The organism is Neorhizobium sp. DAR64862/K0K3, assembly GCF_050500185.1.
GTDB lineage: Bacteria > Pseudomonadota > Alphaproteobacteria > Rhizobiales > Rhizobiaceae > Neorhizobium > Neorhizobium soli.
The window spans coordinates 505,369-527,719 of record NZ_CP191449.1 but is presented as its reverse complement, the minus strand read 5'-3'; the positions used below and the strand labels follow the sequence as shown (position 1 = coordinate 527,719).

Sequence of the window (22,351 nt, the reverse complement as noted above, 5' to 3'; positions counted from 1 at the left end):
GAGGCTCCAGCCTTGGAAAGGGAGGCGACCGGGGAAAGGTCAGCCACGAAGGATTTCTAGTGTTGCGACGATGGCGAGCACTGCCGTCATCATCACGAGAATGGCGTTCGATCCGCACCACCAGCGGGGGACCGTCCCGCCACGCTTTTGCGTGACGGGAGGAGACTGTGCGGGACGCGTCTGACGGTGACCCATGGTGTGACCTCAGAACGTCTGGCCCGCGATCATCATCAGGTGCTCGACGACAGGACCCAGCGCCAGTGACGGCAGGAAGGTCAGGCCACCGACGATCATGATCGTGCCGACCAGCAGACCGACAAACAGCGGGCCGTCGGTGGGGAAAGTGCCGGCCGATGCCGGAACCGTCTTCTTGGCGACCAGCGAACCGGCAATTGCCAGCGCCGGAATGATGACCAGGAAGCGGCCCATCAGCATGCCGATGCCGAGAGTGATGTTGAACCAGGGCGTGTTGGCCGACAGTCCCCCGAAGGCGGAGCCGTTATTGGCGGCAGCCGAGGTATAGGCATAGAGGATCTCGGAGAAGCCGTGCGGACCGGCAGTCCCGATCGAGGCGACCGCCGACGGCAACACGCTGGCGACAGCCGTGAAGATCAGCATGGCGAGCGGCAGGCAGAGAATGGCGAGAAGCGCCATCTTCATGTCCTTGCCCTCGATCTTCTTGCCCAGATATTCCGGCGTACGACCAACCATCAGGCCTGCCACGAACACGGCGACGATGATGAACAGCACGATCCCGTAGAAGCCTGCGCCGACACCACCGACGATGACTTCGCCGAGCTGCATGTTGATGAGCGGAATAAGCCCGCCGAGTGCCGTGAACGAGCCATGCATGGCGTTGACCGCACCGCACGAGGCCGCAGTGGTAATCACGGCAAACAGCGACGACATGACGACGCCGAAGCGGACTTCCTTGCCCTCCATGTTGCCGCCGGAAAGGCCGAGCGTATGCATGATCGGATTTCCGGACGCTTCCGCCCAGTAGACAACGGTAACGCCGGCCAGAAACAGGATGCCCATCGAGGCGAGGATCGCCCAGCCCTGGCGCTGGTTGCCGACCATCCGGCCGAACACGTTGGTAAAGGCGGCACCGATCGCAAAGATCGACAGCATCTGGATCATGTTGGAGATGTTGTCGGGGTTTTCGAAAGGATGCGCCGAGTTGGCGTTGAAGAAACCGCCGCCATTGGTGCCGAGCATCTTGATGGCAAGCTGCGACGCGACAGGGCCGACCGCAATCGTCTGCTGGACGCCTTCAAGCGTCGTGGCATTGACGTATGCCGAAAACGTCTGGGGAACGCCGAGCGAGACATAGATGAGCGTCAGCACGATGCAGAGCGGCAAGAGGATGTAGAGCGTGGCGCGGGTCGTATCGACCCAGAAATTGCCGATCGCCTTGCCCGATGCCCGCGAGAACGCCCGAATGAGGCCGATGGCGATCGCCATGCCTGTCGCAGCCGAGGCAAAGTTCTGCACCGCGAGCCCAGTCATCTGGCTGAAATAGGACATGGTGCTTTCGCCGCCGTAACTCTGCCAGTTGGTATTGGCGACAAAGCTGACGGAGGTGTTGAACGACAATTCCGGTCCGGGCGATGCGAGACCTGCCGGGTTCATCGGCAGAACGTCCTGCAGCCGCAGGATACCGTAGAGCAGCAGGAAACCGGCGAGATTGAACATCAGCACGGAAAACGCGTAGGCGGTCCAATGCTGCTCTTCACGCTCGCTGGTGCCGGCCAGCGCGTAAAGCCCGCGTTCGATCGGACCGAACACGGGGGAGAGAAAGGTGCGCCCGCCGGAAAACACAAGGGTCATATAGGCCCCGAGCGGTTTGACGAGCAGAAGGAGGATCCCGCAATAGACGAGGATCTGTAGCCATCCGTTGAAGGTCATGGGTAGAGACTTTCGGGCAAGCTGAAGCTTTGGTCAGAAGCGTTCGGGGCGAATGAGAGCATAGGTGAGGTAGAGGGCGAGGAAGACGGTCACACCGCCGCCGAGGATATAATCGAGGGTCATGGCATCCCTCCTCAAAGCCTGTCGCAGGCACGGGTATAGACCGAGCAGAGACCGAAGAAGCCAACAGTCGCCGCGACGAGAATAAGGTCCATCATTGTTCTGGAATCCTGGTTGTTCGTGGTGTCAGCCAGGAAGGGCGTCGTTCTGATAACGCGTCATTCTCTCTCCGGCTGGAGACGATCACGATCCGTCTCGTCCTCAATATGCGGCGGAACCCCATAGGGATTCGAGATGGCCCAGATGCCGAAGAAATATAAACCGCATAGGAATTTGCCCGCACGCTCGCGTGTCGGTATCTTGCCGTCGGCCGCTTAAGGCTTGGCCTTTGCGGAGTTCCCGTTGCGGTTTAACCTCCAAATCCTTACATATACGGAGTTGATATCACTCCGGAAAAGACAGGTGCGCGATGATTTGGGTAATAGGCGCAGCAGCCGTCGTGGTTCTCTACCTGTACTCGCGACGGGCTGGAATAGCGGCGGTGGCCGTTCTGGCTGTGCTTTATGTCGGCCTCTGGCTGATGTCGGGACAGATCAACTCGAAAGTGCCGACCAATCAATCCGTCGCCGTGGTCGCAAGCTCCGGCGGCGAGACATGCAAGGCACCCGGCGCGCCCGTATCCGTTACCTTCACCAACAACGCGGACAGACAGCTGCTCGCGACATCTTTCACGCTGAGTGCGCGCCAAGCGGGCCATAGCTCCCTGATCTACAGGGCAACGCTTCGAAGCGACAAGATCATCGAACCGGGCGGCAGCTGGACCGAGTGCTACGGCCTCAATCCGCTGTCGTTTTCCGAACGAGACGTCCACTACAACCCCAGCGACCTCGAATGGTCGGCCGAGGTCTCGCTCTCGCGATTTGCGTCCAGCTAATCGTTTCTGGGACAAACCGTGCCGCAACGACTTGCGGTTTCGCTTGGCTTGAACGCTTCCACTTTCCCCGCCAGCGTGACCCGCAAACGGCTGTCGCGAATTATTTTTGCGTCACCGCTCGATAAGTTTTGTTCCAAGCGCATTTACACTGTCATGCCTGGGTTCTGGCAGCAGCGCATTCAATCGGGGACGGCTATGAGCGACATGAGTAAAGGGGCTATCGCAGCGGCGGGGATCGCGAACAAGCCTGTCGGGCTGAGCGCGCCGACCCTTTCGGGCCGAACGATCCTTATTCTCATCGGCGTGGCGGTGATCCTCTATGTCGGCCAGGAAGTGTTTGTGCCGCTTGCGCTCGCACTCCTCCTCACCTTCACGCTAGCGCCGATCGTCAGTTTCCTGCGCAAGCGCTACGTCCCGAGGATCGCCGCCGTCCTCCTCGCCGTCGCCACCGCGTTTTTTGTCATTGCAGCCTTCGGTTTCATCGTTGCCGGACAGGTCGCCAATCTCGCGGACAATATTCCGACCTATCAGCGCAACATCGTCGCTAAGGTGCACTCTCTCAGCCAGGCGGGCTCCGGCAACGGCGTGTTCGAACATCTCAGCAAGGTCGTCGAGCGCATCGGCTCGGAACTGCAGGACAACGCGGAAGAGAGCAAGGAAGACGCGCCGCCACAGATCAAGCGTCGCGATCCGATGCCTGTCGAGATCGTAACCCGCGCCAACCCGATCGAAACGCTCGGCAATTTCATTCTGCCACTCATCAGTCCCTTTGCAACCGCGGGTCTGGTTATCGTCCTCGTGATTTTCATGCTGCTTGAGCGGGAGGAACTGCGCGACCGGTTCATACGCCTTGTCGGCCTCGGCGATCTCCACAGGACGACGGCGGCTCTTCAGGATGCTGGAAAACGCGTCGGCAAATATCTGCTGATGCAGTTGGTCGTCAACGCGCTTTATGCCTTGCCGATCTCGATCGGCCTCTGGCTGCTCGGCATTCCGAACGCCATCCTGTGGGGACTGTTGACGCTCGTCCTGCGCTTTGTCCCCTATATCGGTCCGGTCATCGGCATGATCCTGCCGCTGTTTCTGGCACTGGCGATTGCCCCCGGATGGTCGCTGGTTGCCTGGGTCGCCGCACTGTTTATCGTCACCGAACTTGTCAGCAACAACGTCGTCGAACCGTGGCTCTATGGAAGCCATACGGGGCTTTCGCCGCTCGCCATCATCGTCTCGGCCATCTTCTGGTCGTGGCTGTGGGGGCCTGTCGGGCTGATGCTTTCGACGCCCCTCACCGTCTGTCTCGTCGTTCTCGGTCGCTACGTCCCGCAATTCAGCTTTCTCGACGTGCTGCTCGGCAATGAGCCGGTTCTGCAACCGCAGGAAAAACTCTACCAGAGACTGCTTGCCGGCGATCCCAACGAGGCGACCGACAACGCGGAGGATTTTCTCGAGGAGGAGTATCTCGTCGACTATTATGAAAAAGTCGGACTGCCTGCACTCAGGCTGGGTGAACTCGACCGGCAGCGCGGCGTGATGAGCGAGGCCCAGATTGCCCTGTTTGCCTCCACCACCCAGACGCTGATTGGCAATCTGGCGGAGATCGCGATCGAGGAAGAAGCGGAAGACGATCCGGTCGAAGGCGAAGCCGCTGTCACAGAGCAGATCACCGGTGAAATCGACCTACCCAGCGGCGAAGGGAAATCCGTTCTCTGCCTCGGCGGCAGAGGCGCGATTGACGATGCCGCGGCCGCCATGTTGTCGCAGGTTCTCGCCATTCAGGGCGCCACCGTGTCTCAGGCCGACCACACGGCCGTGAGCGGCAAGACGGTAAGCCTGATGAACCTGACCGACGTCGACACGGTCCTCATCGCTTTCCTCAATGGCGGCTCCAAAGCCCACGCCCGCCAGGCCGTCCGCCGGTTCAAGCGACAGAAGCCGTCGGTTCGGGTGGGGATCATGATCACCGGCGTTGACGGTCAGCGGGAAAGCCCCCTTGCGACAGAGGACATCGATGCAGACTTTGTCGTCACCACCATTTCCGATGCGGTTCGTGGCGCGCTGACCACCGCCCAGGCGGTCGAGATCAAGGCGCCGAAACGGATCGGCCGGCCGCGTGAGCGCAAGACCACGCCGCTCGTCGCGTGATCGGAGCACCCCGCAGGCATGCCTGACCTGTGGGGTCCTCGATGCCGACGCGCCTGAGTGCATCGAAATCTGGATAGACAAGGATCAACTCGTCAAGACCTGTAGAGCCCGGGAGGCATGGACATGACTGAGACATTTACCGCCATGGTGATCGATACCGTTGACGGCAAGCCGAAAGGCGCCTTCCGGGAAATCTCCGTCGCCGATCTGCCTGACAATGACGTTCTGGTCGAAATTGCCTATTCGACGGTCAACTTTAAGGACGGTCTGGCCATCACCGGCAAGGGCCGGATCGCTCGCCGGATGCCGATGGTCGGCGGCATCGATCTTGCCGGAACCGTGGTCGAATCACGCTCCCCGGATTGGAAGCCGGGCGACAAGGTGGTCGTGAACGGCTGGGGCCTGTCAGAAACGGAATGGGGCGCCTATACCCGCTACCAGCGGGTCAAACCGGAATGGCTGATCCCGCTGCCCGACGCCTTCACGATGAAACAGGCGATGGCAATCGGCACGGCCGGCTATACCGCGGCGCTCTGCGTCGACGCGCTTGAAAAATGGGGCTCGATTAAACCCGGCGCAGGCGAGGTCCTCGTGACCGGCGCCGCCGGTGGCGTCGGCTCGGTGGCGATCGCGCTTCTGGCGGCGCGCGGCTACGTCGTCACAGCCTCGACCGGGCGTCCGGAAACCCACGACTATCTGGCCTCGCTCGGTGCCACCAGCTTCATCGATCGCGCAACGCTTTCCGAAAAGGGCGGCCCGCTGCAGACGGAGCGCTGGACCGGCGGCATCGACAGCGTCGGCTCGACGACGCTTGCCAACGCCCTGTCGCAGACCATGCGGGGCTGCGCAATCGCAGCCTGCGGCCTTGCCGGTGGACCCGACCTTCCAGCGACGGTCCTTCCCCATATCCTGCGCGCCGTCACGTTGATCGGAGTCGATTCCGTCATGGCCTCGCGCCAACAACGCCTCACCGCCTGGTCGCGCCTTGCCCGCGATCTCGACAGCCGAAAACTTGCCGCCATGACCAGAACGGAACCGATGTCCAACCTGCCGCAACTGGCAGAAGAGATCATCGACGGCAAGGTGCGCGGCCGGATCGTGATCGACGTCACGAGGTAACCCCGCGCGCCGTCCGCATTGGCCGGCCTCCCTCTTCAGCCGCGTTCGCGCTAGAACGGATAGTGCTGGTGCGGATCCTCGATGGTGATCCAGCGCAGATCGGTGAATTCGTTGATCGCCGCCCTGCCGCCGAAGCGGCCATAACCTGAGCCCTTGACGCCGCCAAACGGCATCTGCGCCTCATCCGCGACAGAGGGGCCGTTGATGTGGCAGATCCCCGATTGGACCCGGCCGGCGACGGCGAGCGCGCGCTGGATATCGCGGCTGTAGACCGAACCTGATAGACCGTATTGCGTATCATTGGCGATCCGGATCGCCTCCTCCTCGTCCTTGACCCGGATGATCGGCTTGACCGGACCGAAGCACTCCTCGTCATAGATGCGCATGCCGGGCTTGACGTGATCGAGCACCGTAGCCTCCACGACGCTGCCGGTGCGCTTGCCGCCCGCGGTGAGACTGGCCCCCTTGGCGATCGCGTCGGCAATGATCTCTCCCATCTTCTCCGCGGCACCGATCGTCACCAGCGAACCGAGCACGACGTGACCGCGGGGATCGCCCGCCGGAAGCTTGGCTGCGCGCTCGGACAGTTTAGCCACGAATTCGTCGGCGATCTTGTCGTGGACGATCAGCTTTTCGGTCGCCATGCAGACCTGGCCCATGTTGATGAACGAGCCGAAGATCGCGCCGTTGACGGCCGCATCGATATCGGCGTCCTCAAGCACGAGCATCGGTGCCTTGCCGCCCAGTTCGAGAAGCGCCGGCTTCAGATGGCGGCCGCAGAGTTCGCCGATGATGCGGCCGACCTTGGTGGAACCGGTAAAGTTGACGCGGCGGACTTCGGGTGCCGAAACCAGCGCTTCGACAACGACGGCGGCATCCTCGGGCGCGTTGGTGATGACGTTGACGACTCCAACCGGGAAACCGGCCTCGATAAACACCTTGCCGATCGCGACATGCAGTCCGGGGCATGCTTCGGATGCCTTGAGGATGACCGTGTTACCGCAGGCAAGCGCCATGGCGATGGCCCGCACGCCGAGAATGATCGGTGCATTCCACGGCGCGATGCCAAGGCAGACGCCGACCGGTTGGCGCATCGCCATCGACAGGTTTCCGGGCTTGTCCGACGGGATGATCTCACCCTGGATCTGGGTCGTCATGGCCGCCGCCTCGCGCAGCATGTTGGCCGCAAGATGTGCGTTGAAACCGGCCCATCCGCCTGTCGCGCCGGTCTCGGCGGTCATCAGCTCGGTGAGCTCGCCACCCTTGGAGGCAAGAACATCTGCCGCCTTGTTGAGAAGCGCGCGACGTGCGCCGGGACCGGTCGTCGACCATGCCGGAAAGGCGGTCTGCGCTGCGGCGACCGCGGCCTTGGCATCCTCGATGCCGGACGCCGGCGATCGGCTCGCGACATCGCCCGTAAAGGGATTGATCCGTTCGAACGTCTTGCCCGAAATGGCGTCGGCCAACTGGCCGCCGATGATCTGTTTGATGTCCAAGGTCGCATCCTTTCTTCGAGAAACCAGATAGCCAGCTTCGAGGGATGCGCCACAGCCGTAGACGACAGCATCACACGTCCGCTTTCTCGACCGATCGCGCGAACAAACAGTCAGCCTGCGCATGACTTCGCACAGTCTGACCGTCAGTCTCCGCGGTTTCCATCGAGAAGCGAAGCCCCTCCTCCAACAGGCATGTTAACGAACTCCAGCCGCGACTCAAGGGGAGGATCAAACAGCCGCAGCCACGAACATGGCACCTGCCTCAAGCCGTCAAACGGAAAGATACGGGACTGATCTGCGCTACTTCGAGCAGACACGGCCCGCTCGGCTCTTCCACACCCTATCGACGAGGGATAGGTAGGATTGCGGAACCGGCGCCGCGGTCGACATGCGCAACTGAAAGTACCCAATGTTTCATCTCATCTTTGGACTGCCCTGGCTGATTGTCGTCCTCCGCTTCATTCAGCCGCTGCCCTGGCACTGGTCGGCGAAGGTGGCAGTGGCGGTGCTTTTGCTGATCGCCTCGCAATACCATTTCTTCAGCCGGCTCTCGTCCGGCTCGGTCTTTTCGCCGGAGTTTCCGCGACCGCTGATCATTGCGTTCAACCTCCTGTTTGGCGCGATCGTTTTTCTGGCCGTCTTCCAGATCGCGCTCGATGTCGCCTCGCTCCTGATCATGCCCTTCAATGGCCACTTCCCCGCCGCACCCGCCGGGCTCCGTTATGCCATGGGTGGCGTCGCGCTCTGCCTTTCCGCCTATGGTATCAGCCAGGCAATCCGTGTACCGCCACTCAACGACATCGAGATTGCAATCGCAAACCTGCCGCCGGAATTCGAGGGCTATCGCCTCGTCCAGCTGACCGATCTCCACATCAGCCGACTGTTCCCAGCGAAATGGGCCGAGGCGGTCGTATCGAAAACCAACGCGCTCGATGCGGACCTCATCGTCATCACGGGAGACTTTATCGACGGCAGCGTCGCAGACCGCCGCAGCGACGTCGCTTCGCTGGCAAACCTGCGGGCGCGCGATGGGGTCTATGCCATCCCTGGCAACCACGAATACTTCTTCGATTACCGGGACTGGATGCGCCACCTCGCAACCTTGAACATGACGATGCTTCAGAATGCCCACTTGGTGCTGACGCGAGGGAGCGGCAGGCTCGTGCTGGCCGGTGTCACGGACCTTTCGGCACGCGGACACGGAGCGCCGGCCCCGGACCTCGATACGGCTATTGCGGGCGCTCCCGCCGACGCGCCGATCATTCTTCTCGACCATCAGCCCAGGTTGGCACAGAAAGCCGCCGCATCGGGGATCGCCCTCCAACTGTCGGGACATACTCATGGCGGCATGGTTGTCGGCCTTGATCGCGTGGTCGCACGCGCCAACAACGGCTTTGTTTCGGGCCGCTATCAGATCGGCGGGATGACCCTCTACGTCAACAACGGCACGGGCATTTGGCCCGGTTTCGCGCTGCGGATCGGTGTTCCCTCCGAACTGACCCGGATCACGCTTCGGGCCGGTCAGCCGCTTTGAAGGCTGAAGTGACACCGCTTCATCTGCTTTCTCTATCCACAACCATCGGCTCGCCGCGAACGACAGGTGTTGACGCGGGCGCTCTCGCCAACACATAGTCGCCGCCAATGCGCCGTCATCGACACGGTGCGTCGATCGGGATTGGAGGATCTCGACCGGTATTCATGCCAAGGGAGGAATTTTCATGAAAGTCATTACAGGCTCGGCAATTCTGGCGACCGCATCGTTTCTGATGGGATCAACCGCCATGGCCGCAACGGAAATCTCGTGGTGGCACGCCATGACCGGCGCCAACAACGAGGTTGTCGACCAGCTCGCCAAGGAATTCAACGAAAGCCAGTCGGACTTCAAGGTCATGCCTGTCTTCAAGGGCACCTACCCGGAAACGCTGAACGCCGGCATCGCCGCCTTCCGCGCCAAGCAGCCACCGGCCATCATGCAGGTGTTTGACGCCGGCAGCGGCGTCATGATGGGCGCCCAGGGCGCCATCGTGCCGGTTGCGGACGTTCTGGAAAAGGGCGGCTTCAAATTCGACAAGAGCCAGTACCTGCCGGGGATCGTTGCCTACTATTCGAAGCCTGACGGCACGATGCTGTCCTTCCCCTACAATTCGTCCTCGCCAATCCTCTATTATAACAAGGATATCTTCGAGAAGGCCGGGCTCAACCCCGACACGCCGCCGAAGACCTGGGGCGAGGTGTTTGACGCCGCCAAGAAGATCAAGACCAGCGGTGCCGCTCCCTGCGGCTTTACCTCGACATGGCTCACATGGATCCAGACGGAAAACTTTGCGGCCTGGAACAACCTCTCCTACGGAAGCAATGAAAACGGCCTCGGCGGCACCGACGTCAAGCTTGCCTTCAACGCCGAACCCTTCGTCAAGCATTTCCAGGCAATCGCCGATCTCGCCAAGGACGGCACGTTCCGTTACGGCGGCCGCACGTCTGAAGCCAAGCAGCTGTTCACCTCGGGCGAATGCGCCATCCTGACCGAATCCTCCGGCGGTCTGGGCGACATCGTCAAGTCCGGCCTGAAATACGGCATCGGCCAGCTGCCCTATGCAGAAGGTCCGGGACGCCCGCAGAACACCATCCCCGGCGGCGCCAGCCTCTGGGTATTCGGCGGCAAGAGCGATGCCGAATACAAGGGGGTCGCGACCTTCTTCAACTTCCTGTCGCAGACCAAGATCCAGTCGCGACTGCACCAGGTCTCCGGCTACATGCCGGTCACGATGGCAGCCTATGAGGATACCAAGAAATCCGGCTTCTACGAGAAGAACCCGGCGCGCGAAACGCCGTTGCTGCAGATGATGGGCAAGGCTCCGACCGAGAACTCCAAGGGCGTTCGCCTCGTCAACCTGCCGCAGGTCCGCGACATCATGAACGAAGAGTTCGAATCGATGCTCGCCGGCAAGCAGGATGCCAAGGCCGCTCTCGACAAGGCTGTGCAGCGAGGCAATGCCGCCATCCAGCAAGCCATCGGCAAGTAAGCGGTAAGCGTTAGGGCCGCCCCGGCGACTGTCGAGGGCGGCCTGCAGCATTTCAACGGAGCCTGCCCGTGCAAAGCGTCGTATTTCCCAACAAGGTGCTGCCCTATTTTCTGGTGGCGCCGCAGATTGTCCTGACCGTCGTGTTCTTCTTCTGGCCGGCCAGCCAGGCGCTCTACCAGTCGGCCATGCGCGAAGATCCGTTCGGGCTGCAGAGCAGCTTTGTCGGCTTCGCCAACTTTTCCGCCATCCTGGCCGACGAGAGCTATCTTCACGCGCTCCGCGTCACCGTCGTCTTCAGCGTGGCAACCGCGCTGCTTTCCATGGGTGTCGCACTTCTGCTGGCGACCGCCGCCGATACCGTCGTGCGCGGTAAGGGTTTCTACCGCACGATGATGATCATCCCTTACGCGGTGGCGCCGGCGGTTGCCGGCATGCTGTGGCTGTTCATGTTCAACCCGGCCATGGGCACGTTTGCCTATATTCTGCGGCGCAACGGCATTGCATGGGACCCGCTGCTGAACGGCGATCAAGCCATGTCCCTCGTCGTGGTGGCAGCCGCCTGGAAACAGATCAGCTACAATTTCCTGTTCTTCGTCGCCGGCCTGCAGGCAATCCCGAAATCCCTGCTCGAAGCCGCCGCGATCGACGGTGCCCGGGGCAGCCGAAGGTTCTGGACGATCGTCTTCCCGCTGCTTGCCCCGACCACCTTCTTCCTTCTGGTCGTCAACACCGTCTACGCCTTCTTCGACACGTTCGGCATCATCCATTCGGTGACCGGCGGCGGACCGGCAAAGGCCACCGAAACGCTGGTCTACAAGGTCTACAACGACGGCTTCGTGAACCTCAACCTCGGTTCGTCTGCGGCCCAGTCGGTGATCCTGATGGTCATCGTCATCGCGCTGACCGCCTTCCAGTTCCGCTTCGTCGAGCGACGCGTCCATTACGGGTAAAATTATCAGATGATCGAGAACCGTCCTGTCGCACGCCTGATGGCGCATCTGATGCTGATCCTTGGGATCATCATCGTCGCCTTCCCCATCTACTACACATTCATTGCCTCGACGGCGACGTCGAGCGCGATCATCCGACCACCGCTGTCGCTGCTGCCTGGCGGCCATATGGTCGAGAACTACAGCGAGTCCATCTCCGGCGGTGTCGAGCGCGTCGTCGGCGTCAGTCTGGAGCGACTGTTGTTCAACAGCTTCGTGGTGGCGGTGGCAATTGCCGTCGGCAAGATCATCATCTCCTTCCTGTCGGCATTCGCGATCGTCTTCTTCCGCTTCCCGTTCCGCATGGGTTTCTTCTGGATGATCTTCATCACCCTGATGCTGCCGGTCGAAGTGCGCATCCTGCCGACCTACAAGGTGATCGTCGATCTCGGCCTGCTCAACACCTATGCCGGCCTCACGCTGCCGCTGATGGCATCGGCAACGGCGACCTTCCTGTTTCGCCAGTTTTTCCTCACTATCCCCGGCGAAATGGTCGAGGCGGCGCGGATCGACAATGCCGGGCCGTTCCGGTTCATGCGCGATATCCTGCTGCCGCTGTCGACGACCAATATCGCGGCCCTGTTCGTCATCCTGTTTATCTACGGCTGGACCCAGTATCTCTGGCCGCTGCTTGTCACCGACCGTGCGGAGATGAACACGATCATCATCGGCCTGCGCCGCATGGTCGATTTCACTGATGCATCAACTCCTTGGAACTACGTCATGGTCACGGCGATCCTGGCAATCATCCCTCCCGTCATCGTCGTGGTGCTCATGCAGCGCTGGTTCGTCAAAGGTTTGGTGGAGACCGAAAAGTAATGGCAACAATTGAACTGAAAGACGTCCGCAAGGTCTATGGCGGCAATATCGACGCCATCAAGGGCGTGTCACTGGACATCGCAGACGGCGAGATGATCGTTCTGGTCGGCCCATCCGGCTGCGGCAAGTCCACGCTGCTGCGCATGGTCGCCGGGCTCGAAAGCATCACCGGTGGCGACGTCATCATCAACGGCAAGCGCGTCAATGACATGGAACCGGCCGAGCGCGATATCGCGATGGTGTTCCAGAACTACGCGCTCTATCCGCACATGACGGTCAAGCAGAACCTTGCCTACGGTCTGAAGAACCGCGGAACCTCGAAGGACGAGATCGAACGGCGCATCACCGAGGCCGCGCGCGCACTCGAAATCGAGCCGTTCCTCGCCCGCAAGCCACGGCAGCTTTCCGGCGGCCAGCGGCAGCGCGTCGCCATGGGCCGCGCGATCGTGCGCAAGCCCGCAGCCTTCCTGTTCGACGAGCCGCTGTCGAACCTCGACGCGAAACTGCGCGTGCAGATGCGGGTCGAGATCCGCCGGCTGCAGCGATCGCTCGCGACGACGTCGATCTACGTGACACACGACCAGATGGAAGCGATGACGCTCGCCGACCGCCTCGTCGTCCTCAGCGCCGGCCGGATCGAGCAGGTCGGAACGCCGATCGAGCTCTACGAGAAACCCGCGACCACCTTCGTCGCAACCTTCATCGGGTCTCCGTCAATGAACCTGATGACACTTGGCAAGCCCGGCGGCTGGAGCGTGGCCGAAGGCCTTCCCTCCACTGTCGCCACCGTCGGCATTCGTCCGGAAGACATCGTGATTGCCGAGGGAGAGGTTTCCTCGCCTTTCAGAGCCGACGTCGAGGTCATCGCCGTCGAACTCGTCGGAGCAGAAAGCTACGTCCATGGTGCGACGTCGGACGGAAGCCCTCTTGTCTTCCGGGTCCCCGGCCGCTCGCGCATCGCGATCGGCGAGAAACTGCCCGTGACGACAGCGCCCCACCATCTTCATCTTTTCGACAGCGCCGGAAAGCGCATCGAACGTACCGGTTGATCCGGGACGCGCAAAGATGCGCAGGAGTGCGCTCTCGACGGACGCCTGCGCACTCCTGCAACTTCGCGACATTGACCCTATCGGAAAGTGAGCTATTACTCATGCGAGCAAAAAGGTTCGCATCGCAATAATGGTCACCATTCTCGTAACACTGCTGGGTTTCCTGGTCCTTCTGATTGCAGCCGTGTTCTTCGCAGTTCGCGCGCGCGCGCTTGCGTACGACAAGCACTTCCGCGATCAGGTCCGCCTGCAGCGAAGACTGGAGAACCGGGAGGCCAAGCTCAAGATCAGAGCTCGCAAGCACCGCCGCAACCTCGCAAAGAAACGCCTCGCCAGGATGAAGCGCGCAAAGGCGCTGGCCGCGCGGGCGAAGTGATTTTCCGCAACAGCTGCTGCCTGTGAAAATGTGCGGGCTGCAGCACTTCGCACCGAGAAGCTGCGGGCGCAGAAGCATCCGGGCCAAGCCTCGGATATCACCCGCAGGATACAGCTGAGATCAGATAGAAATTTAGGGAAATTTGGTAGCGGAGGGCAGAATTGAACTGCCGACCTCAGGGTTATGAATCCTGCGCTCTCACCAACTGAGCTACCCCGCCACAGGGTGGATCGAGTGTCTCGATCCGTTTGGATGTGCGGCTTATAGAACCCGCGTCACTGAAGTGTCAAGCGCAGGATGGGAGAAAAACGGCGAGATTTGAACCGCTATTTTCCCGATCCCTCGTTCATTCTCCAGGCCGAATAAAACCGGTCTTTCAAGCGGCTACAGGGGTCGCCAGAAGCGCCCGCAACGATGCCTCGGCATCGGCCGCCCGTTCGGACCGTTCGACGAAGCCGCCGCCGTGGACGCGCGCATCGGCACCTTCGGCGGAATAGAGAACGCAGGCCTGACCGGGGGCCACGCCCTGCTCGCCGATCGCCAGATCGACATAGACGCCGCGCTCATCCGTATGCAGCGTGGCAGGTGACGGCGGGCGCGTCGAGCGTACCTTGGCAAAGCACGCAAAGCCGTTGCCCGCATCATCCTGCAGCGTCCCGTCGCCGATCCAGTTGACGTCGCGCAGATAGACCCGGTGCGTATCGAGCGCTTCCTTCGGCCCGACGATGACGCGGCGCGAGCGGGCATCGAGATAAACCACGTAGAGCGGCTCGCCGGTCGCAACGCCCAGACCCTTGCGCTGACCGATCGTGTAATGGACAATCCCCTCGTGGCGGCCCAGCACGCGGCCGTCCATGTGGACGATATCGCCCACCAAAGCCGAGTTCGGCTTCACCTTGGCGATAATATCGGCATATTTGCCGGCGGGGACGAAACAGATATCCTGGCTGTCGGCCTTCTTGGCAACCACCAGCCCCATGTCTTCGGCCAGCTCGCGCACCTGCGCCTTGCCCATGCCGCCCAAAGGAAACCGCAGGTAGTCGATCTGCTCCTGCGTGGTCGCAAACAGGAACCAGCTCTGGTCGCGGTCCGCATCGATCGGCCTGAACAGCGCACGGCGGCCCGGATTGTCCGCCGTAGGGTTCGGCGCCGAACGGATGTAATGGCCGGTTGCCAGCGCATCGGCGCCGAGCTCGCGCGCGGTCGCCAAAAGATCGGCAAACTTGACCGTCTGGTTGCAGGCAACGCAGGGAACCGGCGTTTCGCCCATCGCATAGGCTTCGGCAAATGGATTGATCACCGTCTCGCGGAAACGCTTCTCATAGTCGAGCACGTAATGCGGAATACCAAGCGTCTCGCAGACCCGGCGCGCGTCGTCGATATCCTGGCCGGCGCAGCAGGAACCCGCCCGGTGCACGGCCGCGCCGTGATCGTAGAGCTGAAGCGTGATCCCGATCACGTCATAGCCTTCGCGCTTCAACAGCCCGGCCACGACGGAGGAATCCACGCCGCCCGACATGGCGACCACGACGCGCGTATCTTCCGGCTTCTTGTCAAAATCCAGCGTATTCACGGGGTACTCTCTTAAAGTCTCTCAGGCCGCGGCGGCAAGCACGCCGGCAGAGTGGCACCAGATGTGCGGGATCGTCCGCGCAAAGGCTTTCAGAAAGAGGATATAGAAAGGAATGAGCTGGCGCGCAAGAGAAGCCCGTTCACCCCATCTGCGCCCTCAGTGTCAGAGAGCAGCAACATCAGGACTGGAAGTTCGCGTGACGCAGGGCCGTATCCGCGACGGCGCCGTTTGCGTGCCCGTTGCTGTTGCTCGCACCTTCGGCCCTTAGACGAGGCAGCGCTGCCGGATATTCCCGCTGAACGAAGTCGATGATCTTCTCGCGCATCTCGCAACGCATGTCGAACGTCTTCGGCGCGTTGTTGGCGGAAATCAGGATACGGATCTCCATCACGCTTTCCTTGAAATCCGTCACCTGAACATTGACCACGCGCCTGTCCCAGATCTTCGACTCGTTGGCGATTTCCTCGACCCTGCGCCTGATGGCGCTGACGGGAACGGAATAATCGAGATAGATCATCACAGTGCCAATCAGGGCCGAACCTTCGCGGGTCCAGTTCTGGAACGGATTCTCGATGAAATAGGAGAGCGGCAGAATCATGCGCCGCCAGTCCCACAGCTTCACCACCACATAAGTCGAGGTGATCTCCTCGACATTGCCCCACTCCCCTTCGACGATCAGCGCATCGTCGATGCGGATCGGCTGCGTAATGGCAAGCTGGATGCCGGCAAAGATGTTTTTCAGCATGGGCTGCAGGGCAAGACCCAGCACGATACCGGCGACACCGGCGGAGGCGAGCACGCTGACGCCGTATTGCTGGACGGCCGGGAAGGTCATCAGCATCGCGGCAACCGTGACGATGACGATCATCGCGCCGGCAATGCGCTCGGCAATCCGCGACTGGGTCACGTGGGTGCGGGCAAGAAGGTTGTCTTCCGCATCCAGCTTGAAGCGGCGCAGATAGACCGTCATCCAAATATGCAAAGCCGTCTTTGCGACCCAGCCGAGCACGAGGATGAAACCCAGCAGCAGCACATGCCGGATGATTTCGGCCGGTCGAGCCGCAAGCGGTGCGATAGATGATGCAAACGATACAGTGAATGTCAGAACCGTCAAACGCATCGGCCGGCGCCCGCGCGACACCAGCGATCGCCAGAACAGGTCCTTGTCTTCCACCAGCCGCTTGAAGATACCGAACGCGAAACGGTGGATCGCCAGACCAATCAGGACCGCGCCCACGAGAAGGCCGACGCTCACCATCCAGTTCGGCAGCCAGTCGGTATATTGACGAAACTCTGTAATCAAAAAATCCATCCAACCGATTTAGGGTGCAGTGCAGCATGAAACACCCCTGCCGCAAAAATTTCACAGTTGCGGTGTCTTCATGGCGGCCGTTGGGAGATGATGCGAGGAGCGCGGCATGACTGTCGATAACGGAAAATCCGATCTGACCCGATTCGTGGATGCACAAGATCCGGTCTACGCGCAGGTCATGAGCGAACTGCGAAACGGCCGCAAAGAGTCGCACTGGATGTGGTACATTTTCCCGCAGATCGCCGGTCTTGGTCCCTCAATCATGTCACAACGCTTCGCACTTACCTCTCTGGAAGAAGCCCAGACCTATCTCGACCATCCGGTGCTTGGACCACGTCTCCTCGAATGCACGCACGCCATGCTTCCGCATGAAGGACTTTCGGCGCGCACCATCCTCGGGTTCCCCGACGACATGAAGTTTCGCAGTTCGATGACGCTGTTCGATAAAGCCGCAACAGAAAAGGGCTCGCCTTTCGAGCGAGCCCTTGAGAAGTTCTTCGGCGGCCAGCGCGACGACAAGACGATCGCGCTGCTGGGGATTGGCTGATCAGGCAGCCGACTGGATGGCCGAGACCTTCCAGTCATTGGCCGGCTTGCGCACGAAGGTCCAGATCTCGACCGTTTCCGTGACGGCATTCGGATCCCCTTCGGCGACAGCGCCGGTGTTGCGATCGCTCAGGAAGTCGACGCTGGAGTAGCGCATCGCAACCGTTGCGTATTCCTGGCCGTTTTCGCGCCAGGCTTCCGAAAGGTCGCCCTGCAACAGGGTCACGTCGCGGACTTCGTTCTTCACGCCGTTGGTGGCGTTTTCACCAAGCTCTTCAGCCAGATAGGACATGGCTTCCGGCGTGGTGAGATTGCGAAGCTTCGCGTAGTCTTCCGCGCCATAGGCAGCCTGGACATCCGTCAGCATCTTTTCAAAGAGGCCGAGATCGCGACCGGTGATACCGACTTCATCCGTGTCGGGACCCGCCTGACGCGGAGCAGACGCAGCCTGCGTGGCACCGAAGCCACCCATCGCACCGCCGCCAGAACCGATCTTAGGGATCTGGAAGCCGCCACCGTTGTTCTGCGGTGCCTGGTAGGCATGGTTATTGTTGTCACGGCTGTTACCGCCGAAACCGTTATCGCGCGCGTTGCCCGCAGGACCCGCCGGGTGCTGCTGCTGGCGACGACGGGCGAAGAAGCGGAAGGCCAGCATGGCAAGACCCGCGATCAGCGCGATCTGCAACAGCATGCCGAACATGCCGGCCATACCGCCAAAACCGTTGCCCATCATCATGCCGAACAGGCCACCGAGAGCCAGACCGCCGAGAAGACCACCAGCCATGCCGCCGAACAGGCCACGACGCGGCTGAGCCGCCTGGGCGCCTGCGCCGTTAGCAGGAGACGCTGCGTTCTGCTGCGTGTTGGGCGTCATCGAACGATTGATGCCGGTTGCCGTGCCCGGTGCCGTGTTGGTGGTCGGCGGCGGTGCGAACGTGCGCGTACCGCGGCTGCCGAAGCTGGAACCGCCGCCGGCGCGGCGCGCCTCCGCCATATCGACGGCTGTTAGCGAAACTGCCATTCCGACCGCGAAGATCGCGAAGAGTTTCTGGAAACGCCGAAGCTTGGATAACATTGGTTTCTCCTCTGGCCGCCCGATGCGGTCGTGATCCTAGATATAGAGAGTGGCAGGCGAGAATTTTAGAGCCACCACCATCTTTTCCCGCCGAAGTAGATATCGGACGATGAAACGGGAGCCAAGCGATGCAAATACAACCAGCGGGAGATTTAGCGTATGGACCGATCACATCGGCTTGATCACAACGAAAAAGCCCGGCGCGCTGGCACCGGGCTTTGTCTTGGTCATCCGGGAGGATGGTTTATTCGACGTTGAAAACCAGCTGGCGGGCCTGACGGATCGCCGGGTTGGCGGTCAGGCGGGCGAGCACGTCGTTCGAAACAGGACCATCGACATAAAGCAGCGCGATCGCATCGCCGCCATCCTTCTCACGGCCGAGATGGAAGTTGGCGATGTTGACGCCGGCATCACCGAGCGTGGTGCCCATGAAGCCGATCATGCCGGGTACGTCGGTATTGGAGATGTAGACCATGTTGGCGCCGACATCGGCGTCCATGTTGATGCCCTTGATCTGAATGAACCGCGGCTTGCCGTCGGAAAACACGGTGCCGGCGACAGAACGGCTCTGCTTGTCGGTGGTGACCGTCAGCTTGATGTAGCCGTCATAGACACCGGTCTTGTCGCGCTTGACCTCGGACAGGACGATGCCTTTTTCCTTGATCATGATCGGCGCGGAAACCATGTTCACGTCTGCCACCTGGTTACGGATCAAACCAGCCAGAAGCGCGGAGGTGAGCGCCTTGGTGTTCATTCCGGCCGTTGCGCCATCAAACAGGATCTCGATTTCCTTGATCGGATCTTCCGTGACCTGACCAACGAAGGCACCGAGAACATCGGCAAGACGGATGAACGGCTTCAGGATCGGTGCTTCTTCAGCGGTGATCGAGGGCATGTTGATGGCGTTGGAAACGGCACCCTTGACCAGATAGTCCGACATCTGTTCAGCCACCTGCAGCGCAACGTTCTCCTGGGCTTCCGTGGTGGAGGCGCCCAGATGCGGCGTGCACACGACGTTGTCGAGGCCAAACAGCGGGCTTTCCGTCGCAGGCTCGACTTCGAACACGTCGAAACCGGCACCGGCGACATGGCCGGACTTGATGGCTTCTGCAAGCGCTGCCTCATCGACGAGACCGCCGCGGGCGCAGTTGATGATCCGCACGCCCTTCTTGGTCTTGGCAAGGTTTTCCTTGCCGAGAATGCCGCGGGTCTTGTCGGTCATCGGAACATGCAGGGTGATGAAGTCGGCGCGCGCCAGTAGATCGTCCAGCTCGACCTTCTCGACGCCCATGTCCAGCGCGCGTTCAGCCGAGAGGAAGGGGTCGTATGCGATGACATGCATGCCGATGCCGATCGCCTTCTTGCAGACGATGCCGCCGATATTGCCGGCGCCGATGACGCCAAGCGTCTTGCCGGTGATTTCGACACCCATGAACTTCGACTTTTCCCACTTGCCGGCCTGCGTCGAGGCATCGGCCTGCGGCAACTGCCGGGCAACGGCAAACATCAGCGCGATCGCGTGTTCAGCCGTCGTGATCGAGTTGCCGAACGGCGTGTTCATGACGATGATGCCGCGCTTCGAGGCAGCCGGGATGTCGACATTGTCGACGCCGATACCGGCGCGGCCGATGACCTTGAGGTTGGTCGCAGCAGCGATCAGCTTCTCGGTCGCCTTTGTGGCGGAACGGATGGCGAGGCCATCGTAATTGCCGATGATTTCGGCGAGCTTGTCCTTGTCCTTGCCGAGCTTCGGCTGGAAATCGACTTCGACGCCGCGATCACGAAAGATCTGGACAGCGGTTTCGGACAGTTCGTCGGATACGAGAACGCGAGGTGCCATGGGTTGGGCTCCTGATAAGGGGTGTAATCTCTAAATGCGGATGAAACGGTGCCGCGTCCCTAGACGGGTGAGCGGCGGCACCGGAATTCGATCAGGCGGCGGCCTTGGACAGCGCGGCCTTCTGCGTTTCGAACGCATAGGTGAGCCACGGCATCAGCGCCTTCATGTCCGCCTCTTCGACGGTGGCGCCAGCCCAGATGCGCAAGCCCGACGGTGCGTCGCGGTAAGCGCCGACGTCGAGTGCGACGCCTTCCTTTTCGAGGATCGAGGTCACGCCCTTGGCAAAGGCTGCCTGTGCGTCAGCGTCGAGAGCGGCGACATCGGCATCGGCGATCTTCAGGCAGACCGAGGTGTTGGAGCGGGTCTCATCGACCTGCGCCAGATTGGCGATCCAGTCGTTCGCGGCCACGAAATCGAAGATGACCTTGGCATTGGCGTCGGCCCGGGCAATCAGCGCCTTCAGGCCACCGAGCGACTTCGCCCATTGCAGCGCATCGATATAATCCTCGACGCAGAGCATCGACGGCGTGTTGATCGTCTCACCCTTGAAGATGCCTTCGGAAATCTTGCCGCCGGATGTCATGCGGAAGATCTTCGGCAGCGGCCAGGCCGGGACGTAGCTTTCAAGACGGGCGACAGCGCGCGGCGACAGGATGATCATGCCGTGGCCGCCCTCGCCGCCCAGCACCTTCTGCCAGGAGAAGGTGGTGACATCGAGCTTGGCAAAATCGAGGTCCTGCGCAAATGCGGCCGACGTTGCGTCGCAGATGGTGAGGCCCTTGCGGTCATCAGGGATGAAGTCGGCATTCGGAACGCGAACGCCAGACGTCGTGCCGTTCCAGGTAAAGACCACATCACGGTCGAAATCGATAGTGGAGAGGTCGGGAAGCACGCCGTAATCGGCCTCGATCTTGCGCACATCCTTCAGCTTCAGCTGCTTCACCACGTCGGTGACCCAGCCGGCGCCAAAGCTTTCCCAGGCGACCATGTCGACGCCGCGCTCGCCGAGCAGCGACCACATCGCCATTTCGACGGCGCCGGTGTCGGATGCGGGAACGATGCCGATACGGTAATCGGCCGGAACGTTCAGAACTTCACGGGTGAGATCAATGGCCTGCTTGAGCTTGTCCTTGCCAACCTTGGCGCGGTGCGAACGACCGAGCGGGGCATCGGAGAGAGCGTCGAGCGACCAACCGGGGCGCTTCGAGCAAGGGCCAGAAGAAAAATGGGCGTTATTCGGACGGACGTCCGGCTTTGCGGCATTGGCCATATGTATACCCTTCCAGGTAATTGGCTCCTCGTTGGGGAGGAGTGTCCCGCCGCCGTGGATAGTGGAAAGATGAGAAAAGCGCAAGTGAAAATGGATTTCTGGAGAGTGCGGCTAGCAAGATCGCGCTGATGGACGCGGAGTAGCACAAGACCAAGATCGGTCCGCTAGCATATGTATGATATGCCGATGCCCCGACTGATCACCCTTGCAAAGTTCAAAAGACTATTGCGCCAATACTGTCGAAATGGCGTGCAGCCCTGCAACGTCAGTGCGTCTTCAGCAATATGAGCCTGAAGCCCGCAGCCTGTCAGGAAACTTTTCTCCGCCCAGGCTGTTTGACAGCTTACCTACAAATCCAGGAGCAGACCATGAAACGCTTTCTTGTACTGGCTGCAGCAGGCCTCCTCACGGCCTGCTCGACGTCACAAGTCGACCTTTCCCCCATCCCCGGGAGCATCACATACAAAGGGCAGCCTCACACGCGGCTGAAAAACGCACCGGTGGGCAGCAGGATACCCCATGAATTTCGCAATCAGTTCGGTGAACGGATCAGCGAAACTTACGTCATCGAACCTGATCGTAGCCTGCGCATAATCGACAGACACAGGATCGACGGTCCATTCGATGACTGACCGTCGATCAGACATACCTGAAAGCCCTGGATTGGTCGCCTAGACAGTTGACGCCGCGATCTGGCTCTAGCGCGACTCCTCGTGACGCTCCTAGTGTACCAGTGAGATGAAAGGGCAGAGACAACCGGTCATCGTCCGAGACAGGCAAACGACAAAAGGCCGCCCGGAAGGCGACCCTTTTTTCTCGA

The 22,351-nt window shown here is 61.0% G+C and carries 19 protein-coding genes and 1 tRNA gene; 11 read left to right on the top strand and 9 right to left on the bottom strand.

The genetic code is table 11. From position 1 onward, the window contains the following. Positions 1–204: 204 nt before the first annotated feature. Positions 205–1,908: a potassium-transporting ATPase subunit KdpA gene (kdpA, locus tag ACQY1L_RS02600; RefSeq protein ID WP_430242512.1), complete on the bottom strand. Its 1,704-nt coding sequence runs from the start codon at positions 1,906–1,908 to the stop codon at positions 205–207. A 33-nt stretch (positions 1,909–1,941) separates the two neighbouring features. Next, positions 1,942–2,031 (bottom strand): K(+)-transporting ATPase subunit F, encoded by a 90-nt coding sequence (gene kdpF / locus ACQY1L_RS02595; RefSeq protein ID WP_062460674.1) that lies wholly within the window; start codon positions 2,029–2,031, stop codon positions 1,942–1,944. Positions 2,032–2,437: 406 nt separating this feature from the next. Here kdpF and ACQY1L_RS02590 point away from each other — a divergent pair, with 406 nt between their 5' ends. From ACQY1L_RS02590 to ACQY1L_RS02580, 3 genes are all read left to right on the top strand, one after another. After that, the gene (locus ACQY1L_RS02590; RefSeq protein WP_162728260.1) at positions 2,438–2,902 is read left to right on the top strand and encodes a hypothetical protein; all 465 of its coding nucleotides are present in this window, start codon (positions 2,438–2,440) and stop codon (positions 2,900–2,902) included. Between the two features lie 195 nt (positions 2,903–3,097). Continuing rightward, entirely contained in the window at positions 3,098–5,044 is a 1,947-nt protein-coding gene (locus ACQY1L_RS02585) for an AI-2E family transporter (protein ID WP_113109808.1), read from the top strand. A 123-nt stretch (positions 5,045–5,167) separates the two neighbouring features. Further along, entirely contained in the window at positions 5,168–6,163 is a 996-nt protein-coding gene (locus tag ACQY1L_RS02580; protein ID WP_430242509.1) for an MDR family oxidoreductase, read from the top strand. 50 nt (positions 6,164–6,213) lie between these two features. Here ACQY1L_RS02580 and ACQY1L_RS02575 read toward each other — a convergent pair whose 3' ends face one another. After that, entirely contained in the window at positions 6,214–7,659 is a 1,446-nt protein-coding gene (locus tag ACQY1L_RS02575; RefSeq protein WP_430242507.1) for an aldehyde dehydrogenase, read from the bottom strand. A 409-nt stretch (positions 7,660–8,068) separates the two neighbouring features. Between ACQY1L_RS02575 and ACQY1L_RS02570 the strand changes: the two genes are divergently transcribed. The 6 genes from ACQY1L_RS02570 (at position 8,069) to ACQY1L_RS02545 (ending at position 13,915) form a co-directional block, all read left to right on the top strand. Beyond that, a complete protein-coding gene (locus ACQY1L_RS02570; protein WP_430242505.1) occupies positions 8,069–9,193 on the top strand; it encodes a metallophosphoesterase in 1,125 nt (374 codons plus the stop codon). Positions 9,194–9,377: 184 nt separating this feature from the next. Then, complete coding sequence (gene ugpB / locus ACQY1L_RS02565; RefSeq protein ID WP_062460687.1) at positions 9,378–10,682, top strand: sn-glycerol-3-phosphate ABC transporter substrate-binding protein UgpB; 1,305 nt, start codon at positions 9,378–9,380, stop codon at positions 10,680–10,682. Between the two features lie 68 nt (positions 10,683–10,750). Continuing rightward, positions 10,751–11,632 (top strand): sn-glycerol-3-phosphate ABC transporter permease UgpA, encoded by an 882-nt coding sequence (ugpA, locus tag ACQY1L_RS02560; RefSeq protein WP_062460690.1) that lies wholly within the window; start codon positions 10,751–10,753, stop codon positions 11,630–11,632. 9 nt (positions 11,633–11,641) lie between these two features. Beyond that, positions 11,642–12,490 carry a sn-glycerol-3-phosphate ABC transporter permease UgpE gene (ugpE, locus tag ACQY1L_RS02555; protein ID WP_062460693.1) on the top strand — a complete coding sequence of 283 codons (849 nt, stop codon included), beginning with the start codon at positions 11,642–11,644 and terminating at the stop codon, positions 12,488–12,490. Then, entirely contained in the window at positions 12,490–13,539 is a 1,050-nt protein-coding gene (locus tag ACQY1L_RS02550) for a sn-glycerol-3-phosphate import ATP-binding protein UgpC (protein ID WP_430242501.1), read from the top strand. The genes ugpE and ACQY1L_RS02550 overlap by 1 nt, the downstream gene beginning before the upstream one ends. Before the next feature lie 130 nt (positions 13,540–13,669). Further along, a complete protein-coding gene (locus ACQY1L_RS02545; RefSeq protein WP_062460699.1) occupies positions 13,670–13,915 on the top strand; it encodes a hypothetical protein in 246 nt (81 codons plus the stop codon). 143 nt (positions 13,916–14,058) lie between these two features. On the opposite strand, the gene ACQY1L_RS02540 is transcribed toward ACQY1L_RS02545, so the two are convergent. The 3 genes from ACQY1L_RS02540 to ACQY1L_RS02530 all read right to left on the bottom strand — a co-directional run bounded on the left by ACQY1L_RS02540 (position 14,059) and on the right by ACQY1L_RS02530 (position 16,800). Then, positions 14,059–14,135 (bottom strand) — tRNA-Met (locus tag ACQY1L_RS02540). Positions 14,136–14,291: 156 nt separating this feature from the next. Continuing rightward, complete coding sequence (gene mnmA / locus ACQY1L_RS02535) at positions 14,292–15,488, bottom strand: tRNA 2-thiouridine(34) synthase MnmA (protein ID WP_062460702.1); 1,197 nt, start codon at positions 15,486–15,488, stop codon at positions 14,292–14,294. Between the two features lie 178 nt (positions 15,489–15,666). Continuing rightward, positions 15,667–16,800 carry a mechanosensitive ion channel family protein gene (locus ACQY1L_RS02530; RefSeq protein WP_062460705.1) on the bottom strand — a complete coding sequence of 378 codons (1,134 nt, stop codon included), beginning with the start codon at positions 16,798–16,800 and terminating at the stop codon, positions 15,667–15,669. A gap of 106 nt (positions 16,801–16,906) precedes the next feature. Between ACQY1L_RS02530 and ACQY1L_RS02525 the strand changes: the two genes are divergently transcribed. Further along, positions 16,907–17,347, top strand: a complete 441-nt coding sequence (locus tag ACQY1L_RS02525; protein WP_062460710.1) for a DUF1810 domain-containing protein — start codon at positions 16,907–16,909, stop codon at positions 17,345–17,347. On the opposite strand, the gene ACQY1L_RS02520 is transcribed toward ACQY1L_RS02525, so the two are convergent. The 3 genes from ACQY1L_RS02520 to ACQY1L_RS02510 form a co-directional block, all read right to left on the bottom strand. After that, positions 17,348–18,421 carry a Tim44 domain-containing protein gene (locus ACQY1L_RS02520; protein ID WP_062460715.1) on the bottom strand — a complete coding sequence of 358 codons (1,074 nt, stop codon included), beginning with the start codon at positions 18,419–18,421 and terminating at the stop codon, positions 17,348–17,350. A 244-nt stretch (positions 18,422–18,665) separates the two neighbouring features. After that, a complete protein-coding gene (serA, locus tag ACQY1L_RS02515) occupies positions 18,666–20,261 on the bottom strand; it encodes a phosphoglycerate dehydrogenase (RefSeq protein WP_062460720.1) in 1,596 nt (531 codons plus the stop codon). A 91-nt stretch (positions 20,262–20,352) separates the two neighbouring features. Then, positions 20,353–21,531: a phosphoserine transaminase gene (locus ACQY1L_RS02510; RefSeq protein ID WP_430242497.1), complete on the bottom strand. Its 1,179-nt coding sequence runs from the start codon at positions 21,529–21,531 to the stop codon at positions 20,353–20,355. A gap of 368 nt (positions 21,532–21,899) precedes the next feature. On the opposite strand from ACQY1L_RS02510, the gene ACQY1L_RS02505 reads away from it, so the two are divergent. Beyond that, complete coding sequence (locus tag ACQY1L_RS02505) at positions 21,900–22,163, top strand: hypothetical protein (protein ID WP_062461833.1); 264 nt, start codon at positions 21,900–21,902, stop codon at positions 22,161–22,163. Positions 22,164–22,351 lie beyond the last annotated feature (188 nt).